General features: G+C 63.5%; 21 protein-coding genes and 2 tRNA genes. 14 read left to right on the forward strand and 9 right to left on the reverse strand.

Annotated elements, in window-relative coordinates:
- Positions 1 to 8 precede the first annotated feature (8 nt).
- Positions 9 to 839 (reverse strand): GNAT family N-acetyltransferase, encoded by an 831-nt coding sequence (locus LQT98_RS00840; protein ID WP_231460793.1) that lies wholly within the window; start codon positions 837 to 839, stop codon positions 9 to 11.
- A gap of 174 nt (positions 840 to 1,013) precedes the next feature.
- On the opposite strand from LQT98_RS00840, the gene LQT98_RS00845 reads away from it, so the two are divergent.
- On the forward strand, positions 1,014 to 1,202 hold the full coding sequence (locus LQT98_RS00845; protein WP_166450753.1) for a putative motility protein: 189 nt from the start codon (positions 1,014 to 1,016) through the stop codon (positions 1,200 to 1,202).
- Between the two features lie 199 nt (positions 1,203 to 1,401).
- Here the strand turns inward: LQT98_RS00845 and LQT98_RS00850 are convergent, their stop codons facing one another.
- The 5 genes from LQT98_RS00850 to trxB form a co-directional block, all read right to left on the reverse strand.
- Entirely contained in the window at positions 1,402 to 2,229 is an 828-nt protein-coding gene (locus LQT98_RS00850; RefSeq protein WP_231460794.1) for an alpha/beta hydrolase, read from the reverse strand.
- Positions 2,229 to 3,632 carry a PhoH family protein gene (locus tag LQT98_RS00855; RefSeq protein ID WP_231460795.1) on the reverse strand — a complete coding sequence of 468 codons (1,404 nt, stop codon included), beginning with the start codon at positions 3,630 to 3,632 and terminating at the stop codon, positions 2,229 to 2,231. Before LQT98_RS00855 ends, LQT98_RS00850 begins: the two co-directional genes overlap by 1 nt.
- Before the next feature lie 60 nt (positions 3,633 to 3,692).
- The gene (locus tag LQT98_RS00860) at positions 3,693 to 4,145 is read right to left on the reverse strand and encodes a peroxiredoxin (RefSeq protein WP_048411030.1); all 453 of its coding nucleotides are present in this window, start codon (positions 4,143 to 4,145) and stop codon (positions 3,693 to 3,695) included.
- A 98-nt stretch (positions 4,146 to 4,243) separates the two neighbouring features.
- Positions 4,244 to 4,867 carry a Smr/MutS family protein gene (locus tag LQT98_RS00865; RefSeq protein ID WP_231460796.1) on the reverse strand — a complete coding sequence of 208 codons (624 nt, stop codon included), beginning with the start codon at positions 4,865 to 4,867 and terminating at the stop codon, positions 4,244 to 4,246.
- A 4-nt stretch (positions 4,868 to 4,871) separates the two neighbouring features.
- A complete protein-coding gene (trxB, locus tag LQT98_RS00870) occupies positions 4,872 to 5,828 on the reverse strand; it encodes a thioredoxin-disulfide reductase (RefSeq protein WP_048411028.1) in 957 nt (318 codons plus the stop codon).
- 588 nt (positions 5,829 to 6,416) lie between these two features.
- Between trxB and tig the strand changes: the two genes are divergently transcribed.
- From tig to LQT98_RS00925, 11 genes are all read left to right on the forward strand, one after another.
- On the forward strand, positions 6,417 to 7,724 hold the full coding sequence (gene tig, locus LQT98_RS00875; protein WP_231460797.1) for a trigger factor: 1,308 nt from the start codon (positions 6,417 to 6,419) through the stop codon (positions 7,722 to 7,724).
- Positions 7,725 to 7,742: 18 nt separating this feature from the next.
- Positions 7,743 to 8,375 carry an ATP-dependent Clp endopeptidase proteolytic subunit ClpP gene (gene clpP / locus LQT98_RS00880; protein WP_269325881.1) on the forward strand — a complete coding sequence of 211 codons (633 nt, stop codon included), beginning with the start codon at positions 7,743 to 7,745 and terminating at the stop codon, positions 8,373 to 8,375.
- 19 nt (positions 8,376 to 8,394) lie between these two features.
- Positions 8,395 to 9,669 carry an ATP-dependent Clp protease ATP-binding subunit ClpX gene (gene clpX / locus LQT98_RS00885; RefSeq protein ID WP_048411025.1) on the forward strand — a complete coding sequence of 425 codons (1,275 nt, stop codon included), beginning with the start codon at positions 8,395 to 8,397 and terminating at the stop codon, positions 9,667 to 9,669.
- Positions 9,670 to 9,812: 143 nt separating this feature from the next.
- On the forward strand, positions 9,813 to 12,230 hold the full coding sequence (gene lon, locus LQT98_RS00890; protein ID WP_048411024.1) for an endopeptidase La: 2,418 nt from the start codon (positions 9,813 to 9,815) through the stop codon (positions 12,228 to 12,230).
- A gap of 174 nt (positions 12,231 to 12,404) precedes the next feature.
- Positions 12,405 to 12,674, forward strand: a complete 270-nt coding sequence (locus tag LQT98_RS00895) for an HU family DNA-binding protein (protein ID WP_043572292.1) — start codon at positions 12,405 to 12,407, stop codon at positions 12,672 to 12,674.
- A 44-nt stretch (positions 12,675 to 12,718) separates the two neighbouring features.
- Positions 12,719 to 12,794, forward strand: a tRNA-Val gene (locus tag LQT98_RS00900).
- Between the two features lie 6 nt (positions 12,795 to 12,800).
- Positions 12,801 to 12,877 (forward strand) — tRNA-Asp (locus LQT98_RS00905).
- 72 nt (positions 12,878 to 12,949) lie between these two features.
- On the forward strand, positions 12,950 to 14,785 hold the full coding sequence (locus tag LQT98_RS00910; protein WP_231460798.1) for a SurA N-terminal domain-containing protein: 1,836 nt from the start codon (positions 12,950 to 12,952) through the stop codon (positions 14,783 to 14,785).
- Positions 14,786 to 15,174: 389 nt separating this feature from the next.
- Positions 15,175 to 15,912 carry a methionine ABC transporter ATP-binding protein gene (locus tag LQT98_RS00915; protein WP_048411022.1) on the forward strand — a complete coding sequence of 246 codons (738 nt, stop codon included), beginning with the start codon at positions 15,175 to 15,177 and terminating at the stop codon, positions 15,910 to 15,912.
- Entirely contained in the window at positions 15,912 to 16,598 is a 687-nt protein-coding gene (locus tag LQT98_RS00920; protein ID WP_048411021.1) for a methionine ABC transporter permease, read from the forward strand. The genes LQT98_RS00915 and LQT98_RS00920 overlap by 1 nt, the downstream gene beginning before the upstream one ends.
- Before the next feature lie 66 nt (positions 16,599 to 16,664).
- A complete protein-coding gene (locus LQT98_RS00925) occupies positions 16,665 to 17,474 on the forward strand; it encodes a MetQ/NlpA family ABC transporter substrate-binding protein (protein WP_048411020.1) in 810 nt (269 codons plus the stop codon).
- A 378-nt stretch (positions 17,475 to 17,852) separates the two neighbouring features.
- Here the strand turns inward: LQT98_RS00925 and LQT98_RS00930 are convergent, their stop codons facing one another.
- Complete coding sequence (locus LQT98_RS00930; RefSeq protein ID WP_048411117.1) at positions 17,853 to 18,128, reverse strand: metal/formaldehyde-sensitive transcriptional repressor; 276 nt, start codon at positions 18,126 to 18,128, stop codon at positions 17,853 to 17,855.
- 124 nt (positions 18,129 to 18,252) lie between these two features.
- Here LQT98_RS00930 and LQT98_RS24000 point away from each other — a divergent pair, with 124 nt between their 5' ends.
- Entirely contained in the window at positions 18,253 to 19,392 is a 1,140-nt protein-coding gene (locus LQT98_RS24000) for a HoxN/HupN/NixA family nickel/cobalt transporter (protein WP_269325882.1), read from the forward strand.
- A 169-nt stretch (positions 19,393 to 19,561) separates the two neighbouring features.
- On the opposite strand, the gene LQT98_RS00945 is transcribed toward LQT98_RS24000, so the two are convergent.
- Complete coding sequence (locus LQT98_RS00945) at positions 19,562 to 20,752, reverse strand: MFS transporter (RefSeq protein WP_231460799.1); 1,191 nt, start codon at positions 20,750 to 20,752, stop codon at positions 19,562 to 19,564.
- Positions 20,753 to 20,822: 70 nt separating this feature from the next.
- Between LQT98_RS00945 and LQT98_RS00950 the strand changes: the two genes are divergently transcribed.
- Positions 20,823 to 21,275 (forward strand): MarR family winged helix-turn-helix transcriptional regulator, encoded by a 453-nt coding sequence (locus LQT98_RS00950; protein WP_231460800.1) that lies wholly within the window; start codon positions 20,823 to 20,825, stop codon positions 21,273 to 21,275.
- A gap of 74 nt (positions 21,276 to 21,349) precedes the next feature.
- On the opposite strand, the gene LQT98_RS00955 is transcribed toward LQT98_RS00950, so the two are convergent.
- Positions 21,350 to 23,236 (reverse strand): alpha/beta hydrolase family protein (locus LQT98_RS00955; protein ID WP_231460801.1); only part of this gene is annotated, 1,887 nt, incomplete at its 5' end.

Here is a 23,236-nt window from a genome sequence, read left to right on the forward strand (position 1 = left end):
GCGCACGGTCAAGCGCGGCGCATCTCCCATTGCGACAGCCACAGCTGGCCGCCGCAGCCGCGCAGCAAGTTGGCCATCGCCTGATCGGCGGCGTCGATATTGTTGCAGCCGAGGCGCTCGGCGCCGATGGCCGCTTGCGTCGCGGCCAGCAACGAACGGGCGACGCCACGGCGTCGGCAGTCGGGGCGCACCGCCAGTTCTGCGATGTCGCCGGCGCTGGAGTGCAGGGCATAGCCGATCAGGGCACCATTCCGCCGCGCGGTCAGCAAGCTCAGCGGCGGCCGCGCCCGTTGTAGGCTGTCGCGGCTATTGGGTATTGCCGGTTCGAAATCCAGCTCCCAACACGGCCATTTCTCCGGCTGGCCGTGTTGCAGCGTCCAGTCGCCGGGTGGCGCGACGATGGCTTGTTCGATGCGGTAACAGTCCAGCCGGCGATGCGCTTGAAAGCCGAGGCCGGTATAGGCGGCCAGCGCAGCGGCGTTGTCGGCGATCACTTCCAGCCGTTGGCGGCGGATGCCGCGGCTGGCCAGGCGCTGGCTCACCGCGGCGGCCATCGCCTGCAGCAGACCCCGACGGCGCGCGGCCGGCAGCACGCCGGTGGCGATGCAATAGCCGGCAGGGCCGCTCTCATCGCAATGGATGCCGGCCAGCCACAGGCCGACGAGAGCATCTCCTTGCCTGGCGCCGACGCTGAGTTCAGGCCGCCAGCCGCGACGGTGCAGCATGGCGGCCAGCTGTTCTTCGTCCATCCGCATCGGTACCAGATAGTCGTCGAAAGCCTGGGTGAAGGCTTGGTGGATCAGGGAAAAATGAGTGAGGGAAAGGCTGTGCAAACGCATGGACGCGGTCTCGGTGAATGCGGGGGGCGTCCGGTATTATGCCGTCCGCGTCGCATCGTGGCCCAGGGCTGTAGTGTATTGGATACAAAAGACTAAATTCAGCGATGACAGCCGGCGATGATGCGTCTAGACTATAGCCATGCGCATTGTGCGTGTTTCAGAGGGAGGCGAAGTATGGATGGATTGAGTCAGATCAGTGGGCAGGGCGTGTCCAACAGCATCCAGATCTACGCATTGAAAAAAGCCATGTCGGCGCAGTCGCAGTCGGCTTTGAGCTTGGTGCAAGGCGCGTCCGACACTATGGCACAGGCCCAGGCCAGCAATCCGGCCCATCTGGGGCAGAATATCGATACCCGCGCCTGAGACGGCGGGGTGACTGAAAAAGCGGCCTAGGCCGCTTTTTTTATTGTGGGGTTTCAGAACCTGTTCACGATCTCGCGAGCTAGGGCGAGACAAGGCGAAAACAGCTGAGGAAGCGGAATGTGCCCGTGGCGCATGAGTATTCCGAAGCGGTGCTCACCTCGCCACGTCTCATGACGCGCAGCAGTGCGTAAACAGGTTCTCAGGCGCTGAGCGCCTGATTCCAGTCTTCCGGAAACTGCCGTTCCAGCCAGCTGGCTAGCCATTCCGCCGCGCTCTCCCAGCGCGTGTCCAGCATCATCATGTGGCCGAGATGGGGCAGGATGTCCGCCGCCACATCCAGCCGCCGCGCGGTGGCGACCACGTCTTCCGGCCCTACGAGCTTGTCCTCGGCCGCGCCCAGCACCAGCGCCGGCATCTTCGCCAGCGGCCGGTTGGCCAGCGGATTGACCAGGGTCATGTCCATCAAGGCGCGCTGGCTTTCCTGCTGGCAGCGGCTGATCAGCAGTTCCACCGCCGATTCCGGCGCATCCGGCGACAGCAGCATGTCTTTCAGTTCGACGAACTCCGGGTCGTACAGGCCGTGCTGGTACATATTGAGCTTGAGGAATAGCGCCGGCGCCTGCGTCAGCAGCCGCAGGCTGGACGAGGCGAGCCCGCCGGGTGGTACCGAGGCCAGCAAGGCGGCACCGGGCAGTTTGTGGCGGCTCAGGTATTGCTGAGCGACAAAGCCGCCCATGGAATGGCCGACCATCACCGGCGCGGCCGGCAGTTGTTTGAGCGTTGTGTCGAGATTGCGCACATAATCGTCGACGCCGATCGCGGCCAGGTAGTCCCGACCCTCGCTGCCGCCGTGGCCTTCCAGGCTCAGCGCCCAGCAATCGTAGCCTTGTCGGGCGAACCAGGGCATGAAATTCTCCCGCCAGCACCAGGCGCCGCAAAAGGCGCCATGCACGAACAACAACGGCGGCGCGTCTCGCGCCGCCGTTGTTGCCGGAGCCTGATGCAGCAGTTCCAGGCGAGGATGCATCACAGCGCTTCGGCCGCGTGGTCGGCCAGCCGCGAGCGCTCGCCGCGCTGCAGCGTGATGTGGCCGGAGTGCTCCCAGCCTTTGAAGCGGTCCACCACATAGGTCAGGCCGGAGCTGCCCTCGGTCAGATAGGGCGTGTCGATCTGCGAGATATTGCCCAGGCAGACCACCTTGGTGCCGGGGCCGGCACGGGTGATCAGGGTCTTCATCTGCTTGGGCGTCAGGTTCTGCGCCTCGTCTATGATCAGGTATTTATTCAGGAAGGTGCGGCCGCGCATGAAGTTCAGCGATTTGACCTTGATGCGGGAGCGGATCAGATCGCGGGTGGCGGCGCGGCCCCAGTCGCCGCCGTCGTCGTCGCTCTTGTTGAGCACATCCAGATTGTCCTCCAGCGCGCCCATCCACGGCGCCATCTTTTCTTCCTCGGTGCCGGGCAGGAAGCCGATGTCCTCGCCCACCGGCACGGTGACCCGGGTCATGATGATTTCGGAGTACAGCTTCTGTTCCAGCGTCATCGCCAGGCCGGCGGCCAGCGTCAGCAGGGTCTTGCCGGTGCCGGCTTGGCCCAGCAGGGTGATGAAGTCCACTTCCGGGTCCATCAGCAGATTGAGGGCGAAGTTCTGCTCGCGGTTGCGCGCGGTAATGCCCCAGACATTGTTCTTGTGGTGGCTGTAGTCCTTCAGCGTCTGCAGCACCGCGGTTTTGCCCTCCACCTGGGTCACGCGCGCCTGCAGCGGCTGGGCGCCTTCCTGCCACAGCATCTGGTTAACGTAGAGGTTCTGGCCGTCCGGGCCCTTGACCTGGTAGTAGCTGCGGCCCTGTTCCTGCCAGGACTTCATGTCCTTGCCGTTGCGCTCCCAGAAGCTTTCGTCGATTTCCCGGGTGCCGGTGTAGAGCAGGTCGGTGTCTTCCAGCACCTTGTCGTTGAAGTAGTCTTCCGCGTCCAGGCCCAATGCGCGGGCCTTGATGCGCATATTGATGTCTTTGGACACCAGGATCACCGAGCGGCCTTGCTGCAGCTCCTTCAATGCCATCACGATGCCGAGGATCTGGTTGTCGGCCTTGCCCACCGGCAGCGACGGCGGCAGCACGCTGTGTATCGCCTGAGTCTGCAGGATCAGCTTGCCGGTGGCGGCGTCGCGGCTGGCGCTCTTCAGCGGAATGCCGGATTCGATCTCCGCTTCGGCGCCGCTGACGATCTCGTCCAGGAAGCGGCTGGCCTGACGGGCGTTGCGCGCCACTTCGGACATGCCCTTCTTGTGGGTGTCCAGTTCTTCCAGCGTGATGATGGGGATGAACACATCGTGTTCTTCGAAGCGATACAAGCAGGTGGGGTCGTGCAGCAATACGTTGGTATCGAGAACAAACAGCTTGCTGGCGCTGACTTTTTTGCGGCTGGCCATGATGATCCCCTGGTTTTATCGCGGGGCGGCCCGGAAGCCGGCCGGCCCCGACGCGGTTTTTTAGAGCGTCTTGACGAAGTCCAGCACCGCCGCGGCGTGGCCGGGCACTTTGACGCCGCGCCACTCGCGCGCGATGTCGCCGTTCCGGTCAATCACGAAGGTGCTGCGCTCAATGCCTCGGACTTGTTTGCCATACATATTCTTCATCTTGATGACGCCGAACAGATTGCAGACGGTCTCCTCTTGGTCGGACAGCAGTTCAAACGGCAGCTCCAGCTTGGCCTTGAAGTTTTCGTGGGACTTCAGGCCGTCGCGGGAAATGCCGACGACGACGGCGCCGGCCGCGGCGAATTCGGCATGGAGATCGCGGAAGTCCATGCTTTCATTGGTGCAGCCGGGCGTGTTGTCTTTGGGGTAGAAGTAGATCACCAGCGGCTTTGGGCTGGAGGACAGCTGAAACGAGACGCCGGCGGTGCCGGGCAGGGTGAAGTCGGGGCAAGCAGTGCCGGACATGCAATAACTCCTGTGGTGGAACTGGGTGGTGCGTCCGCCTTGTCTTGAGATTAGCGGATTCCCGCCCGGTTAGACAATGGGAATGGGTAACGAAATTTTCACGGCGCGTGTTCGCGGCGCAGCAGCACCAGCAAGGCGCCGGCGCCACCCATGGTTTCGCCGGCCTCGCAAAAGGCCAGCACATCGGGGTGGTGCTTGAGCCAGGCGCGCACCATGCGCTTGAGCACCGGCTGGCCGTTGGAGCCGAAACCCTTGCCGTGTATCACTCGCACGCAAGGGCCGTGGCGCCGCGCCTGGTGCAGGAACAGCGCCAGCGCATCCTGGGCCTGGTAGCGGTCGCAGCCGTGCAGGTCGAGCTGGCGGCTGACCGGCCAGAAACCGGCGCGCAGTTTCTTCAGCGTGGCGGAGGGCATGCCTGGACGGGCGAAATGAGCGTCGATCTCGGCCGGTTCAAACCAGCCCACCATCTGCTGCAACAAGGCCTGCTGCACCGCCTCCGACGTCGTCTCGTGGGCGTGGCGGCGGCGCGGGTGCGGGCTGGGCTTGGCGCGCGGGCTGGTATGGCGGCCATCCGGTTTCAGCGGCTTGACGTCGCGGAATAGCTGGCGGAAGTCCGGTTCCGGCTCGGCCGGCGGGGCGGCGGAAACGGAAACGCCAGCCGGCGCGCGGGAATCGCGCACCTGCTGGCGCAGGCCTTGCAGCGCTTTTTTGAACGCTTTCAAGTGTTTACTTCAGGCTGTCCAGATAACGTTCCGCGTCCAGGGCGGCCTGGCAGCCGGAAGCGGCGCTGGTCACCGCCTGGCGGTAGATGTGGTCCTGCACGTCGCCGGCGGCGAACACGCCCGCCACGCTGGTGGCGGTGGCGTTGCCTTCGCGGCCGCTCTTGGTGATCAGGTAGCCGGTGCCGTCCATTTCCAGCTGGCCCTTGAAGATCTCGGTGTTGGGCTGGTGGCCGATGGCGACGAACAGGCCCAGCACCTTGATCTCTTCGGTGCTGCCGTCCTGCATGGACTTCAGGCGCAGACCGGTGACGCCGGAATCATCGCCCAGCACTTCGTCCAGGGTGGCGTTCAGCTTCAGGCTGATCTTGCCTTCCTTGACGCGGTCCATCAGCTTGTCGATCAGGATCTTCTCGGCGCGGAAGGTGTCGCGGCGGTGGATCAGGGTCACGTGCTTGGCGATATTGGCCAGGTACAGCGCTTCCTCGACCGCGGTGTTGCCGCCGCCGATCACCGCCACGTCCTGGTTGCGATAGAAGAAGCCGTCGCAGGTGGCGCAAGCGGACACGCCCTTGCCCTTGAACGCTTCTTCGGAGGCCAGGCCCAGGTATTTGGCCGAGGCGCCGGTGGCGATGATCAACGCGTCGCAAGTGTATTCGCCGGCGTCGCCGACCAGGCGGATCGGCTTCTCGTGCAGATGGGTGGTGTGGATGTGGTCGAACAGGATCTCGGTGCCGAAGCGCTCGGCGTGCTGCTGAAAGCGCTGCATCAGTTCCGGGCCCATCACGCCGGCCGCGTCCGCAGGCCAGTTGTCCACGTCGGTGGTGGTCATCAGCTGGCCGCCTTGCGCCAGGCCGGTCACCAGCACCGGCTTCAGGTTGGCGCGCGCGGCGTAAACGGCGGCGGTGTAGCCGGCGGGGCCGGAACCCAGAATCAGCAGGGGACTGTGGCGAGTCGTGGTCATGATGTTTTCCTGTGTGAAAAGCGGGTAATGAAACCGATTGCGTCGAACCGGACGGCCTGATTGGAGCCGTGGTTGAGTCGTTCAGTTCTGAAGTATGGTGCCTGTCCGCCGGAATCCAAGAGCGGACTCTTTCGGACAGCGCGCGCGCCGGGCGCGGGCGTTTCGGCTGACAATATACAAGAGCGGCGGGGCAAGGTTAAGCGTTCGCTTGATTGGAATATTCAACATCGCTGATTGAAATCTTTTATCAGCGTGTCGCCGCCGGCCTATCGGCCTGACCTGTCTCTGTTCAAAATCACGCGCGCATTCATCCGTCGATTCAAAAACTTGGCTTGCGCGCGGCGCCGGCGGCGCCCGCGACGAGCCCGCCGTCCTGCGCTGGCCGTGACGCCGGGCTGGCCGGGCGGCTACTTGCCAGCGCGGGCCGCGTGCTATACTGTCCGCTTTCGCGTTGGGTGCGCGGTGTAACTCCGCGCAGCGCCACTTGGAGGTGCGGTAATGGAGATGCGGCAATGCCCGCCGAGTCCGCCTATCCGTGGCGTCGTACCGTCCCAGATGACTAAACCTGTCACACACTAAGGATTTAACATGCAAGTACAGCTGGAAACATTGAGCAATCTTGAGCGCCGCATGAACATCGCCCTGCCGCTGGCAGCCATCGACGCGCAAGTGGCCGAGCGCCTGAAGCGCGTAGCCCGCAACGCCAAGATCCAAGGTTTCCGCCCGGGCAAGGCTCCGTTGAAGATCGTGGAAATGAACTACGGCGCCCAGGTGCGTGAAGAAGTGATGGGTGAACAGGTTCAACAGGGTTTCTACTCCGCCGTGAGCGAGCAGAAGCTGCGCGTTGCCGGCTACCCGCGCTTTGAGCCGGTGGCCGCCGGCGACGACAAGGAAAGCTTCAAGTTCGCCGCCACTTTCGAGGTTTACCCGGAAGTGAAGGTAGGCGAACTGGCCGGCAAGGAAATCGAGAAGCCGCTGACCCCGGTGAGCGATGCCGAGATCGAGAAAACCATCGACATCCTGCGCAAGCAGCGCACTCGCTACAACCGCGTTGAGCGCGAAGCCGCCGCCGGCGACCGCGTGATCATCGACTTCAAGGGCGCCATCGACGGCGTGGCCTTCGAAGGCGGCTCTTCCGAGAACTTCCCCTTCGTGCTGGGCCAGGGCCAGATGCTGGCCGAGTTCGAAGCCGGCGTCACCGGCATGAAGGAAGGCGAGATCAAGAGCGTGGAAGTGAGCTTCCCCGAGGACTACCATGGCAAGGACGTGGCCGGCAAAACCGCCGTGTTCGAGATCCTGCTGAAGAACGTGGCTGAAGCCGTGCTGCCGGAAGTGAACGATGAGTTCGCCAAGCAACTGGGCATCGCCGACGGCGACGTGGAAAAAATGCGCGCCGAAATCCGCAAGAACGTCGAGCGCGAAGTGAAGCGCCGCCTGCAGGCCCGCACCAAGGAAAACGTGATGCAGGCGCTGCTGGACGCCACCGAGATCGAACTGCCGAAAGCCCTGGTCAGCCTGGAAATCGGCCGTCTGGTCGAGCAGGCCCGTCGCGACTTGCAACAGCGCGGCATGAACGTCAAGGACATGCCGTTCCCGCCGGAACTGTTCGCTCAGCAAGCCGAGCGCCGCGTGGCCCTGGGTCTGATCCTGTCCGAAGTAGTGGAATCCAACAAGCTGGAAGCCAAGCAGGATCAAGTCAAGGCCATGATCACCGAGTTCGCCGACAGCTACGAAGATCCGGCTGAAGTGCTGACCTGGTACTACGCCAGCCCGGATCGCCTGGAAGGCCCGACCTCCATGGTCCTGGAAGACAATGTGGTTGAATTTGTGCTGTCCAAGGCCAATGTTGTAGAGAAAGAATTGTCCTTCGACGCCCTGATGGGCAACAACGCCTGATAACAGCTGGAGTGGCCGATGAAATCGATGATGGAACCTCAAGGTCTGGGCCTGGTGCCCATGGTGGTGGAACAAAGCGGCCGCGGCGAGCGCGCGTATGACATCTACTCGCGTCTGCTGAAGGAACGCATCGTGTTCCTGGTGGGCCCTGTCACGGATGAGTCGGCCAACCTGGTTGTGGCGCAGATGTTGTTCCTTGAGTCGGAAAACCCGGACAAGGACATTCACTTCTACATCAACTCGCCGGGTGGGTCGATTACCGCGGGCATGTCCATTTACGACACGATGAACTTCATCAAGCCGGATGTCTCCACCCTGTGCATCGGCCAGGCCGCCAGCATGGGCGCTTTCCTGCTCGCCGCCGGCGCCGCGGGCAAGCGTTTCGCGCTGGCCAACAGCCGGGTGATGATTCACCAGCCGCTGCTGTACGGCGGCGGCCTGTCCGGCCAGGTCACCGATATCGAAATCCATGCGCGTGAACTGGTCAAGGTCAAGGCCAAGATGAACGAACTGCTGGCCAAGCATAGCGGCCAGCAGCTGGAGCGCGTGGTGGCCGACACCGAGCGCGACAACTTCATGTCCGCCGACGAGGCACAGGCTTACGGCTTGATCGACAAAGTGCTGACGTCCCACAAGGACGTGACAGCTTAAGGAGCGATGGAATCCGCCAATGGCTGACAAGAACAGCAATGAAAAGCTTCTCTACTGCTCTTTCTGCGGCAAGAGCCAGCATGAAGTCCAGCGCCTGATCGCAGGGCCGCAGGTCTTCATCTGCAATGAATGCGTCGAGCTGTGCAACGACATCATTCGCGAGGAGCTGGAGAAGGGCGTCGGCGATGCCGCGTCCGTCTCCGAAGACCGTCCGCTGCCGACGCCGCAGGAAATCCGCGCGGACCTGGACCAGTACATCATTGGCCAGGACTTCGCCAAGAAGACCCTGTCGGTGGCGGTGTACAACCACTACAAGCGTCTGAACAGCCCGGCCAGCAAGAACGAGGTCGAGCTGGCCAAGAGCAACATCTTGCTGATCGGCCCGACCGGCTCCGGCAAGACCCTGCTCGCCCAGTCGCTGGCGCGTTTGCTGGACGTGCCCTTCGTCATCGCCGACGCCACCACGCTGACCGAAGCGGGTTATGTGGGCGAGGATGTCGAGCACATCATCCAGAAGCTGCTGCAGAAGTGCGATTACGACGTGGACAAGGCCCAGCGCGGCATCGTCTACATCGACGAGATCGACAAAATCTCGCGCAAGTCTGAAAACCCGTCCATCACCCGCGACGTATCGGGCGAGGGCGTGCAGCAGGCGCTGCTGAAGCTGATCGAGGGCACCGTGGCCTCGATTCCGCCGCAGGGCGGCCGCAAGCATCCGAATCAGGAATTCATCCAGGTGGACACCACCAATATCCTGTTCATTTGCGGCGGCGCTTTCGACGGGCTGGAGAAGATCATTCGCCAGCGCTCGGAAAAGGGCGGCATCGGCTTCGGCGCCGACATCAGCTCCAAGGACGACGGCAAGAGCCTGTCCATGCTGTTCCAGGAAGTGGAGCCGCAGGATCTGATCCGTTTCGGTCTGATTCCGGAACTGATCGGCCGCCTGCCGGTGGCTGCGACGCTGGAGGAGCTGGACGAGGAAGCGCTGGTCACCATCCTGACCCAGCCGAAGAACGCGCTGATCAAGCAGTACCAGAAGCTGTTCTCGATGGAGTCGGTGGAGCTGGAAGTGCGTCCGTCCGCCTTGCGCGTGATCGCCAAGCAGGCGCTGAACCGCAAGACCGGCGCGCGCGGCCTGCGTTCCATTCTGGAACGGGCGCTGCTCGACACCATGTACGAGCTGCCGTCCATGGCCGACGTGGAAAAAGTGGTGGTAGATGAAAAGGTTATCGACAAGGGCGACAAGCCGCTGTTCATCTATCGCGACAAGGACGATAAGGCGCAGTCGGCCTGATAGACCGCCGCGCTTCCGGAGACCGCCCAAACCGGGCGGTTTTTTATTTGTAGAGCCGGAAATCTGATTTAGTATGGGGGTGTTGAATTTTGTCGTCCGCCCCCCATCTCCCAAGCATTGTTTCATAAGCAAGGTTAGGTGATATGCCGCAACCCGCAGAACTCAAAGAAGAAGCCACGCTGCCATTGCTGCCGCTGCGCGACGTGGTGGTCTTCCCCCATATGGTGATCCCGCTGTTCGTCGGCCGCGCCAAATCCATCCGCGCGCTGGAGCTGGCGATGGACGAGGGCAAGCAAATCCTCTTGGTGGCCCAGCGCTCGGCCTCCAAGGACGAGCCGTCCGCCGACGACCTGTATCAGGTCGGCACCATCGCCTCGGTATTGCAGATGCTCAAGCTGCCGGACGGCACCGTCAAGGTGCTGGTCGAAGGCCGCCAGCGCGCGATGATCGAATCGGTGGGCGAAGAGGACGAATGCTTCGTCGGCGCCTTCAAGCCGCTGAGCCCGGAGGCCGAGGAATCGACCGAGACCGAGGCGATGCGCCGCGCGCTGCTCGCCCAGTTCGAGCAGTACGTCAAGCTGAACAAGAAAATCCCGCCCGAGGTGTTGAACTCGCTGGCCGGCATCGACCGCGCCGGCCGCATGGCCGACACCATCATCGCCCACTTGCCGCTGAAGCTGGAGCAGAAGCAGGAAGTGCTGGAGATGTTCGATGTGCAGCAGCGCCTCGAGCATCTGATGTCGCAGCTGGAAGGCGAGATCGACATCCTGCAGGTGGAAAAGCGCATCCGCGGCCGCGTCAAGCGGCAGATGGAAAAGAGCCAGCGCGAGTACTACCTGAACGAGCAGGTCAAGGCGATCCAGAAAGAGCTCGGCGAGATGGACGAGGTCAGCGACCTCGACGAGCTGGAAAACAAGATCAAGGCCGCCGGCATGAGCAAGGAAGGCCGCGAAAAGGCGATGTCCGAGCTCAAGAAGCTGCGCATGATGTCGCCGATGTCGGCGGAAGCCACCGTGGTGCGCAACTACATCGACACCCTGCTTGAGCTGCCGTGGAAGAAGAAGACCAAGATCAGCAAGGACGTGGCCAAGGCCGAGGAAGTGCTGGACGAGGATCACTTCGGCCTGGAAAAGGTCAAGGAACGCATTCTGGAGTACCTGGCGGTGCAACAGCGCGTCGACAAGCTCAAGGCGCCCATTCTGTGCCTGGTGGGACCGCCGGGCGTGGGCAAGACCTCGCTGGGCCAGTCGCTGGCGCGCGCCACCAACCGCAAGTTCGTGCGCATGGCGCTGGGCGGGGTGCGCGACGAGTCCGAGATCCGCGGTCATCGCCGCACCTATATCGGCTCGATGCCGGGCAAGGTGCTGCAGAACATGAGCAAGGCGGCGGTGAAGAACCCCTTGTTCCTGCTGGACGAAGTGGACAAGATGGGCGCGGACTTCCGCGGCGATCCGTCGTCGGCCCTGTTGGAAGTCTTGGACCCGGAGCAGAACCACTCCTTCATCGACCATTACGCCGAAGTCGAATTCGACTTGTCCGATGTGATGTTCGTGGCCACGGCCAACTCGCTGAACATTCCGCCGGCGCTGCTGGACCGGATGGAGATCATTCGCCTCGCCGGCTACACCGAGGACGAGAAGGTCAATATCGCCACCAAATACCTGTTGCCCAAGCAGATGAAGGCCAACGGCGTGCAGGAAGGCGAGCTGGCGGTGCAGGAGACCGCGCTGCGCGACATCGTGCGCTACTACACCCGTGAAGCCGGCGTGCGCAGCCTGGACCGCGAAATCGCCAAGATCTGCCGCAAGGTGGTGACCAGCGCCTCGCTGAAGGCCGGCAAGGCGGCCAAGGTGACGGTCAGCGGCCGCAACCTGGACAAATACCTGGGCGTGCGCCGTTTCGATTACGGCATCGCAGAGGACGAGAACCGCATCGGCCAGGTCACCGGCCTGGCTTGGACCGAGGTGGGCGGCGAATTGCTGACCATCGAGGCGGTGTCGCTGCCGGGCAAGGGCAATATCATCCGCACCGGCCAGCTGGGCGAGGTGATGCAGGAATCCATCACCGCGGCGATGAGCGTGGTGCGCAGTCGCGCGCGTTCGCTGGGCATCAAGCCGGACTTCTACGAGAAGAGCGATATGCACATCCACGTGCCGGAAGGGGCGACGCCGAAAGACGGCCCCAGTGCCGGCATCGCGATGACCACGGCCCTGGTGTCCGTCCTGACCGGCATTCCGGTGCGCGCCGATGTGGCGATGACCGGCGAGATCACGCTGCGCGGCGAAGTGCTGCCCATCGGCGGCCTGAAGGAAAAGCTGCTGGCCGCGCATCGCGGCGGGATCAAGCATGTGTTGATCCCCAAGGGCAATGAAAAAGATTTGGTTGAAATTCCCGCCAATATCAAGCATAAAATCGAAATCCATGCCGTTAAGTGGATAGACGAAGTCTTGGCCTTGGCGTTGGAGCGACAGCCGGAGCCTTTGTCGGAAGAAGAAAAGCCGGCGGAGGAGTTGCGAGCGACGCAGGAGGCAGCGCAAGGCGTGTCCGTGATGAAGCATTAAGAATCATGGCCTTAGCCGAACGTTGAATAACTTGTGTTCAAGCGGCTTTCCAGCGGGTTTGCGAAATGGCAAAATGCCCGTCAAAGCCGCTTGACACAAGGATTTCGCCCTTGCTATAAAGCAAGCGGTTTTTATCCGAATTACGTAGACCGAGAACGACGAAAGGGGACTTACGTGAACAAGTCTGAACTGATTGATGCTATTGCCGCTGAGGCCGATATCTCCAAAGCTGCCGCCGCCAAGGCGCTGGATGGCATGGTGGCTGCTGTAACCGACGCTCTGAAAAAGGGCGACACCGTGACGCTGGTGGGCTTCGGCACTTTCTACGTTGGCGAGCGCGCAGAACGCAGCGGCCGCAACCCGAAAACCGGCGAAACCATCAAGATCCCGGCAGCACGTTCGCCGAAGTTCCGTGCTGGCAAGGCACTGAAAGACGCGCTATAATTAGCGGCCTTGGCAGCCTCTAAGGGCTGGCAAGGTGTTTCGAGGGGCGTTTAGCTCAGTTGGTAGAGCGTCTGCCTTACAAGCAGAATGTCGGCGGTTCGACTCCGTCAACGCCCACCACAGTCCGGAGCGGTAGTTCAGTTGGTTAGAATACCGGCCTGTCACGCCGGGGGTCGCGGGTTCGAGTCCCGTCCGCTCCGCCAGAACTCACAAAAAGGTGAACGAACTACAGCGTTCACCTTTTTTTTTGACAAGGGTGGCTCAAGCCAATCGCCATGTTCGAGTTTGTCCAGAACAATAAAGTCTTCATTCAGGTTGTCTTGGGAGCTGTCGCGTTGACCTTCGTGGGCTTCGGCGTAGGCAGTTATGAAGCAGCTTCCGACGACCCTTATCTCGCCAAGGTGGGTTCCGCCAAGATTTACAAGCGCGATCTGGATCGGGCATTGGAAGGCCAGCCCACCGATTCCGCCAGCCGCCAGGCCGCGCTGGAAAACCTGATTCGCCAAGAGCTGCTGCTGTCCGACGCGCATGACCGTGGCGTCACCGTCAGCCCCGAGCAGTTGCGCAAAGTCATCGCCTCCATTCCAGCCTTCCAGGACAACGGCAAATTCAGCCCGGAACGCTACCGCGAATTCCTGCAGAACCGCTATCCGTCGCCCGAGGCCTTCGAGACCCAGATCAAGCGCGACATCGTGCTGCAAAGCCAGCTGACCGGCATCGCCGGCACCGAATTCGTCGCGAATACCGTGGTCAGCCGCCTGGCCGGCTTGTTGGGCGAGGGCCGCGAAGTGCGCGCGCTGCTGCTGAAGCCGGCGGACTTCGCCTCTGAGGTCAAGACCGACGACGCTGCGCTCAAGGCTTACTACGACGCCAACGCCAAGCGCTTCCGCCTGCCGGAGCAGGTGAAGCTGGACTACGTGCTGCTGTCCCAGGACGCCTTGGCGCAAAGCGTCAAGCCCAGCGACGCCGAGCTGCAGAAGTACTACGAACAGCACAAGGCCGAGTTCAGCAATGAACAGCGCCGCGCGTCCCACATTCTGCTGACCGTGCCCAAGGACGCCAAGCCGGAGCAAAAGGCCAAGATCAAGGCCGAGGCCGAGGCCTTGCTGAAGGAAGTGCGCGCCAATCCGGCCCGCTTCGCCGAGCTGGCCAAGGCCAAGTCGCAAGACCCGGGCTCCGCCGCCAATGGCGGCGATCTGGGCTTCTTCGATCGCGGCATGATGGTCAAGCCCTTCGACGACGCGGTGTTCCGCATGCAGCCGGGCCAGATCAGCGAGGTGATCACCACCGACTTCGGCTATCACATCATCAAGCTGGCGGAAGTGAAGTCGCGCGACTTCTCCGAGGTCAAGGCGGCGATCGCCGAGAAGCTGCAGCGTCAGCAGGCCGGCAGCCTGTTCCGCGCTCAGGCGGACAAGCTGGCCGAACTGGCTTATCAGCAGGGCGATTCGCTGAAAGCGATCGCGGAACAGCTGAAGCTGCAGCCGCAGCATTCGGATTGGCTGGGGCGCGACAAGCCGGCGACGGACGCATTGCTCAACAGCCCGAAAGTGCTGGAAGCGGCGTTCAGCGAAGACGTGCTGAAGAAAAAGCACAATAGCGAGCCGGTGGACATCGGCAATGGCCGCCTGCTGGTGCTGCGCGTGGCCGATCATCAGCCGGAACGCCAGCAGAAGCTGGACGAGGTGCGCGACGCGATCAAGGCGGAGCTGGTGGCCAAGGAAGGCGCCAAGCTGGCCGAGAAAAAGGGGCAGGCGCTGTTGGCCGAGCTGAAGGCGGGCAAGGGCGAGGGCAAGGCCTGGGGCGAAGCCAAGACCGTGCTGCGCCGCGATCCGGCCGGTCTGCCGATCGCCGATGCGCGCGCGGTGTTCGCCACCCAGGCGGGCAAGCTGCCGGCTTTCGCCGGCGCCAAGCGCGACAACGGCGATTACGCGCTTTATCGCATCGACAAAGTGATCCCGGCTCCGGCCGCCAGCGAGGCCGAGCGTGGCCAGCTGGGCGCCATCCTGGGCGAGATGAACGCCAATGCCCAGCTGTCCAGCTATCTGGATACCCTGCGCCAGAAGTACAGCGTCACCATGGGCAAGCAAGGCTTGGCCGACGCGCAGTAAGTTCGGCGCAAGGCCAAATGGACCGCCGCCAGCGATTGCTGACGGCGGTTTTTTATTGTGCTGGCGCTTTGGGCGCGCGTGCTTTGCTTATTTGCTTATAACCCCTAGTATTAAAAGATGGCGACTTTGGCGTCGGATGCGACAAATACCGGTTTTTTTGGGTGGCGGGTATTGACTGGAAACGAAAATAGATGTTCAATCATAAACAAATTTAGTCGCCGATTTGAACACAGCTTGCGGGCGTAAAACAGCTAAAGCGTGGGTAAGCAGACCCAGGACGTGATCCAGCATCTGCTTACAGCAATCTCGATTCAGCAGTGATTCCGAAGATTCCCATGCAAGGCCCGCCGGCTCCAATCGGCGGGCCTTGTGCTTTTGGAGTGTTTGGAATGATTCATCTACAGAATGTCCGCAAGCGGTTTCGCCACCCCGAGGGTGGCTGGTTCGACGCGGTGACGGAAACCTCTCTGACCATCCGCCCGGGTGAAGTCTTCGGCCTGATCGGTTTTTCCGGCGCCGGCAAGTCCACCTTGCTGCGGCTGATCAATTTGTTGGAACGCCCGGACCACGGCGCGGTCATCGTCGACGGCGAAGACCTGACCAGCTTGTCCGCCAAGGCGCTGCGCCGCGCGCGCCAGAACATCGGCATGGTGTTCCAGCAATTCAATCTGATGGCCAACCGCACCGTGGCCGGCAATGTCGCCTTTCCGCTGGAAGTGGCCGGCTGGTCCAAGGCGGATATCGACAAGCGCGTCAATGAATGCCTGGAAGTGGTGGGCCTCTTGGACCGCGCCAACCATTACCCGGCGCAATTGTCCGGCGGCCAGAAGCAGCGTGTCGGCATCGCCCGCGCGCTGGCGCCCAATCCCAAGGTGATCCTGGCCGACGAGCCGACCTCGGCGCTGGACCCGAAAACCACCCAGGCGGTGCTGGAGTGCCTGAAGGACATCAATCAGCGCTTTGGCGTCACCATCGTCATCGTCACCCATGAAATGGGCGTGGTGCGGGCGATCTGCCACCGCGCGGCGGCGCTGGACGCCGGCCGGGTGGTGGAAGTGGTGGAAGTGTCGAACAATGTCGTGGCGGCGGATTCCGATCTGGCGCGCTCGCTGCTGGAGGCCGCGTAATGGATGCCGCAACCCTGAACGAAGCCGTGCAGAACCTGGTGAGCATGGGACCGGAGATCTGGCAGGCGCTGCAGGAAACCATGGTGATGCTGGGCCTGGGCTTGAGCGCCGCCATCTTGCTGGGCGGTCCGCTCGGCATCGTGCTCTATCTGACCCAGCCGGGTCAGCAATTCGCCAACCGCGCGCTGAACGGCGTGCTGGGCTGGACGGTGAACCTGGTGCGTTCCTTCCCCTTCATCATTCTGATGGTGTCGCTGGTGCCGCTGACGCGGGTACTGGTGGGCAGCACCATAGGCCCCATCGCCGCCTCGGTGCCGCTGGCCTTCGCCGCGATTCCGTATTTCGGCCGCCTGGTCGAGCAGACGCTGCGCGAGATTCCGCGCGGCGTGGTGGAAGCGGCCGAGGCGATGGGGGCCAGCCCGCTGCAGATCATCTGCAAGGTGCTGATCAATGAAGCCCGTTCCGGCCTGATTTCCAGCCTGACCATCCTGACCATCAGCTTCCTCAGCTATACCGCGGTGGCGGGGGTGGTGGGCGGCGGCGGCATTGGCGATCTGGCGATCCGTTACGGCTATTACCGTTACCAGACCGATGTAATGGTGGCCATGGTGCTGCTGCTGGTGGCGCTGGTGCAGATCATCCAACTGCTGGGCAACCGCCTGGCGGCCAAGCTGGACAAACGTTGACATCCGCCGGCACCTGGCGCCGGCAGGGTGAACCCTTTATCTATCAATGACAAGCAGGAGAAACAGATGCGCAGATTCGTGATCAAGGCAGTGGCGGCTTCGGTATTGGGACTGGCGGTGGCCGGCGCGGCGCTGGCGGCGGACCCGGCCAAGAAGGATATCGTGATCGGCACCACCGTCGGCGACTTCGGCGATATGGTCAAGCAGTCGATCAAGCCCATCCTGGAAAAGCAGGGTTATAAGGTCAAGCTGGTGGAATTCACCGACTATGTGCGTCCGAACCTGGCCTTGCAGGAAGGCGCGCTGGATGTGAATGTATTCCAGCACAAGCCCTATCTGGACAACTTCGCCAAAGAGCACAAGCTGAGCCTGAAAGAGGCGTTCCAAGTGCCGACCGCGCCGCTGGGCGTTTACGCCGGCAAGGTCAAGGCCTTGAAGGACGTCAAGGTGGGCTCCACCGTGGCCGCGCCCAACGATCCGTCCAACTTCGCCCGCGCGCTGGTGATGCTGGCCGACCTGGGCTGGGTCAAGCTGAAGCCGGGCATCAATCCGCTGACCGCTTCCGAGCGCGACATCGCCGTCAATGTGAAGAAGATCAAGATCATTCCGCTGGAAGCCGCGCAACTGCCGCGTTCGCGCAGCGACGTGGACTTCGCGGTGATCAACGGCAATTTCGCCACCAGCTCCGGCATCAAGCTGACCGAGGCGGTGTATCAGGAAAAGAGCTACGCCTATGTGAACTGGGGCGTGGTGCGCGCGGCGGACGCCGGCAAGCCCTGGGCCAAGGATGTGGTGGCGGCCTACAACTCGCCGGCCTTCCAGGCTTACGCCAAGCAGAAATACGCGGGCTACAAGCTGCCGCAGAACTGGAAATAAGCGCGATCGCTTATTGACGCGCCGCGGGCGGATGGCCGGCGGCGCAGGATTTCTTGTAACACTCCTGGCTACAAGACTTGATGGGAGGGCTTAGCCCTCCCAATTTTTTTGCGCGCTTAGAACGTGTTTACGATCTTGCGAGCTAGGGCGAGACAAGGCGAAAACCGTTGAGAAAGCGGAATGTACAAGCGGTACATGAGCATTTCGAAACGGCACTCACCGTGTGAGGTCTCACGACGCGCAGCAGATCGTAAACAGGTTTCTCAGGCCCGTTAACAAAACCCCTGATCCTGCGTTGCGCCTCCTTGTCGCACTACTGGTACTGTCTGCGTCGGCGCGCCTTGGTTCAGGTGCGCTGCGCGGTTTTGTCAGGGGCTCTTATTTCAGATAGGAGCGCAAGACGCCCACCACCTGTTCCAGGTCCCGGCTGCGTTGCGCGGGATCGGCCGCGTCCGGGCCCAGATGCTCGCGCAGATGGCCCTCCATCACCTCCATCATCAGGCCGTTGACGGCGCCGCGCACCGCGGCGATCTGCTGCAATATCGCCGAGCAATCGACTTCCTGTTCCAGCGCGCGCTCCAGCGCTTCGGCCTGGCCCTTGATGCGGCGGACGCGGGTCAATAGCTTTTTCTTGTCTTTCACGGTGTGCGGCATGCGCGCGGTTTCCTTTTCTTGGTAATATACTGGGGTATAGTATATTGAACGCCATTCTGCCGCGGGGCGTGGATGCGAACCCGCCGCGGTGGCCAAACGGAACTCATTGTAGAGAAGGTCACAGATGCCGCCAATCGCCGAGCTGATTCAACAAGGAAACATCAATCTCTGGCTGTTCATTCCATCCGCTATTCTGCTGGGCGCGCTGCACGGGCTGGAGCCAGGGCATTCCAAGACCATGATGGCGTCCTTCATCATCGCCATCCGCGGCAGTCTGGGCCAGGCGGTGCTGCTGGGCTTGTGCGCGGCCCTGTCGCATTCCTTGATCGTGTGGCTGCTGGCGGGGCTGGCGCTCAAATACGGCAATCAGCTGATCGCGGAGCAGGCCGAGCCGTATTTGATGTTGTTCTCGGCCGTGGTGGTCTTGACGGTGGCGGGCTGGATGTTGTGGCGCACCTGGCGCGATAATCTGGCTGCACGGGCGATGCGGCAAGCGCCTCATGGCGGCCGCATGATAGATACCGGGCACGGCTTGCTGGAGGTCGTGCTTCTGCCGGGGACGGTCGCGCGCGTGGCCTTGTACCAGTATGGCGCCGGACTGCGGCGAGCAAAGCCGGCTGGACAGGGCCTGACGCTGGAGTGGTGCTTGGATGGCCGCGCGGGCGAGTCCGGTTTCGAAACCGAGGGGGAGTATCTGTTGAGCGCGCCGTTGCCGGCGGGAGCCCGTATCGGGGCCTTGCGGCTGGCTCATGGCGGCCATGCGCACCATTATCCGCTGCGGCTGACGTCACCGCTCGACGCGGCGCAGGCCGGGCCTTATCGTCGCGCGGCGGAGGTGGGGCCGGCCAAGAGCCTGCGGCGTGGGCCGGAAACGGTGTCGATTTATCAGGATGCTCATGAGAGGGCTCACGCCGAGCAGATCCAGCGGCGCTTTGCCGGCCGTGAGGTCGGCAATGTCCAGATCGCCTTGTTCGGCCTGACCGGCGGCCTGATACCGTGCCCAGCCTCGGTGACCATTCTGCTGTTATGCCTGCATCTGAAGCATTTTTCCCTGGGCGCGACCCTGGTGGCGTCGTTCAGCCTGGGCCTGGCCTTGGCGCTGGTCAGCGTCGGCTTGCTGGCCGCCTGGGGCGTGCGCAAGGCTGATGCCCGCTTCGGCGGGGTGGGCGAGTGGGCGCGGCGCGCGCCTTATCTGTCGGCCGGGCTGATGCTGGTGGTTGGTTTGGCCATGGCCGCGCAGGCCGTGAGCGGCCTGGCGGCTTGAGCGCGGCCGAGATACGGCGCTTCACAGGACGTGTTCATGATCTCGCGAGCAGGAGCGAGACAAGGCGAAAACGAGCGAAAAAGCGGAATGTACTCGTGGTACATAAGCATTTTGAGCTCGTACTCACCGTGCGACGCCTCACGAAGCGCAGCAGACCTTGAACAGGTTCTCAGGCTATGCGCGGACTTGGGCGGCCTTGCCGCCGGCCGTGGGCGCGCGCGGCCAGCGCCCCAAGCCCGGCCAGCACGGCGGACAGGCATAGCACCGCCGGCATGCCGGCGTGTTGAAAGCGCTGAGCGCCCGCGGCGGCGCCGATAGTGATGCCCAGGTAGAGGGCGCTGCTCATCATGCCGAGCACCGTGGTCCGGCGGCGGGGGAAGTGTTGCGCGGCATGGGCTTGCGCCGCGGGGAAGAAGCCGTAGGCGCTCAAGGCCAGCAAGAACAGGCCGGCTGCCAGTACCGGCAGCGATGCGGCGGACCAGAGCCAGGCCAGGGCGGCGAAGATGGCGCTCATCGCCAGCAAGGCGGCTTGCACCATCGGCCATGAGCCGATGCGATCGGCGATCTTGCCGCCCAGCAGCACGCCCAGCGCGGCGCCGCAACCAAAGCTGCTGAGCAGCGCGGCGATGTGGCCGGCGTCGGCGGCGTGTTCCCGCCCGAGCGCGGTGGCCAACAAGGTGTAACCGGCGTAGACGCTGGATGCCCAGGCGGTCATGGTGAGCAAATGCGGCCAGGCTTGCAGCAGGCTTTCCGGCGCGGCTGCCGCGCCCTGAGCGGCGCGCGGCGGCGGGTCGCCGGCCGTGCGCCAGGCGCGCATATTGAGCGGCAGCATCAGCGTCAAGGCCGAGGCCAGGCCGAGGAAGACCAGACGCCAGTTGCCGATATCGCCGACCAGCAGGCCGAAAGGCGCGCCTAGTCCCAGCGCGATCACCAGCCCGGAATTGACCTGAGCCATGCGGGAGGCTCGCCGCTCCGTTTCGGCATGTTCGGCGGCGAGGGCGTAAAGCATGGGTGAGATGGAGGCCGCGGCGAATCCCGCCAGCACGCGGCTGGCCAAGAGATGAGCAAGGCTGGTGGCCAGCGCGGTATAGGCATTGGCGGCGGCGAGGGCCGCGATGCCGAACAGCAACACGCCGCGCGCGCCGCAGCGCTCGGCCAGGCGTCCCTGCAAGGGACAGGCGATGGCGTAGGTCAGGCTGAAAGCGCTGACCAGCACGGCCAGAGAGGCGGGTTGATAGCCCAGTTCGCGGCCGATCAGCGGCAGCAGCGGCGAGATGACGAATAAGTCGGTGCCGACCAGGAAAATGGTGAACCAGGCGATGGGCAGCCACTTGGCGGCGTGCTTGGGGGCGGATGACATCTTGACGGCTCCGTGCAATGATAGAGTTCTAAGATAATATTAGAGGTCTAACATTATGCGCAATAGGCAAATGTCATTGCCGGAGGCGGGCGAGGACAAACGCGGGCCGGAAGGGCGCCTGGGTTATCTATTGCGTCAGGCCGCTGCGGCGCATCGCTTGCGGATGGAGCGGGCCTTGGCCGATCTGGACATCACGCCGCCGCAGTTCACGGTGTTGACGATGCTGGCGTCCTATCCCGGCTGTTCCAATGCCGACATCGCCCGCATCGCGGTGCTGACCGCGCCAACGGTCACGGTGATCGTCGGCAATCTGGAGGCGAGAGGGGCGGTGACGCGGCGGCGGCACGCGGAACATGGCCGCATCCTCCACATCGACGTCAGTGCTCAGGGTTTGGCCTTGTTGGAGCGTTGCCGCGAACGGGTGCACGCGCTGGACGAGGCGCTGCTAGCCGGTTTTGCAGAGGAGGAAGAGGCGGCGGTGCGGCGCTGGCTGTCCGCCGCCGCGCGCGATCCCGCCGCCTGAGAGGCCGCTCTAGGCCTGTCGCCGCCAGCGGGCGCGCCGCGGCTTCAAGCGCAAGGCCTTGTCTTGCCCGCGGCTCAGCCGGGCGTCTTCGCCGCGCTGGCGCGGCCCAGATAACGTTCCAGCCAGCGATCCTGCTCCCACAGCATATGCAGTATCGACTCACGCGCGCGGTAGCCATGGCTTTCCGCCGGCAGCGTCACCAGCCGCGCGGTGGCGCCCAGGCCCTGTAGCGCCTGGTACAGCCGCTCGCTCTGCAGCGGGAAGGTGCCGGGGTTGTTGTCCATTTCGCCATGGATCAGCAGCAGCGGGTCCTTGATTTGCTCGGCGTAGTTGAACGGCGACATGGTTTGATACACCGCTTTGGCCTGCCAGAAATTGCGTTCTTCCGACTGGAAACCGAAGGGCGTCAGCGTGCGGTTGTAAGCGCCGGAGCGGGCGATGCCGGCGTGGAACAGCCGGGTGTGCGCCAGCAGATTGGCGGTCATGAAGGCGCCGTAGGAGTGGCCGCCGACGGCGATGCGGGCGGGGTCGGCCACGCCTAGGCGCAGCACTTCGTCCACCGCGGCCTGGGCGTTCATTTTCAGTTGCGGCAGATAGCTGTCGTTCGGTTCTTTGTCGCCTTCGCCGACGATGGGCATGCCGGGGTCGTCCAGCACCGCGTAGCCGCGCGCCAGCATCGCCAGCGGCCCCCAATAGCTGATGCGGTTGAAGCGGTACGGCGATTCTGTTACCTGGCTGGCCGCGGCGGCGGTTTTGAATTCGGTGGGATAGGCCCACATCAGCAGCGGCAGCGGGCCGTCGCGCTTGGCTTGGTAGCCGGGCGGCAGATACAAGGTGGCGGTCAGTTCCACGCCATCGGCGCGGCGATAGCGCAGCAACTGCTTGCCCACGTTCTGCAACTGCGGCGTCGGATGCGGCATATGCGTCAGCATGGCCAGGCTGGCCGGCCGGCCTGGTTCCAGCCGGTAGAGGTTGGGCGGCTGCGACGGAGATTCGCGGCTGAGCAGCAACTGGCCTGCCTTGTCGTCCAGCAGCGCCAGCGCTTGTTCGAACCACGGCGCCTGTGATTGCCACAAACGGGTGGCGCGCTTGTCGTCCAGCGCGTAGCGGTCGACGAAGGGGCGGTCGCCATCCGGGCCGGCGCCATCGCCAAGCAGGTAGATGGCCTTGCCGTCCGGCGTGGTCTGCAGCACCAACTGGCCATTGGCATTGCTGACCGTGGCGGCCTCACCGGGGTCGCTATAACGGTCTTCGGATTTGCGGCTGCTCAGCAGTTCCGGCGCGGCGTCTTGATCGGGGCGCGCGCGCCAGACTTTCAATTCCCGGGTTTTCCACCAGTGTTCGCGCACCAGGGCCAGGTCGCCGCGGCCCCAGCGGATCTCGACGAAGCGGCTGGCCAGCCGCTGCCATTGGCGCGGCGCTTGCTGGAAGGGCGCGGCTTGCAGAAAGAGCGCGTCGCGCTCGGCGGCGGCGCGGCCAGGGTCGCCGCCGTCCAATGCCTCGACCCAGAACAGGCTGGCCGGCGCATCGGCGCGCCAGGCCACTTCGCGCGGACCGGCCTCCACCGCGTCATTGCCGGAAGGCATGCGTTCCAGCAGCGGCCGCTGGGCCACGGTGCGCACGATGCGTCCCTGCCGATCCAGTACATCGATGCGCTTGGGAAAGCGCGACAGCGGCACCAGCGTGGAATAGGGGCGTTGCAGCCGGGTGGTCAGTAGATATTGGCGGTTGGGCGCGCCGCTGACGCCGAGATAGCGTTCCGGCTGGCCGATGAGGCTGAGTTTGCCGTCCATGCCGAGCAGCGCCAATTGGCTTTGCAATTGGTAGTCCAGCAGGTCGGCGTCGTACGCGGTCTTGAGCAGGTCGGGGTAGGTGCGGGTCTGCGACAGCGCGCCGCCCTCGCTTTGCTGGATATTGGGGCCGTCCGGCGCGGCCGGCGCGCGCGGCGCCGGGCCTTGGCG

It is taken from the genome of Chromobacterium aquaticum, assembly GCF_021129195.1.
Taxonomy (GTDB): domain Bacteria; phylum Pseudomonadota; class Gammaproteobacteria; order Burkholderiales; family Chromobacteriaceae; genus Chromobacterium; species Chromobacterium aquaticum.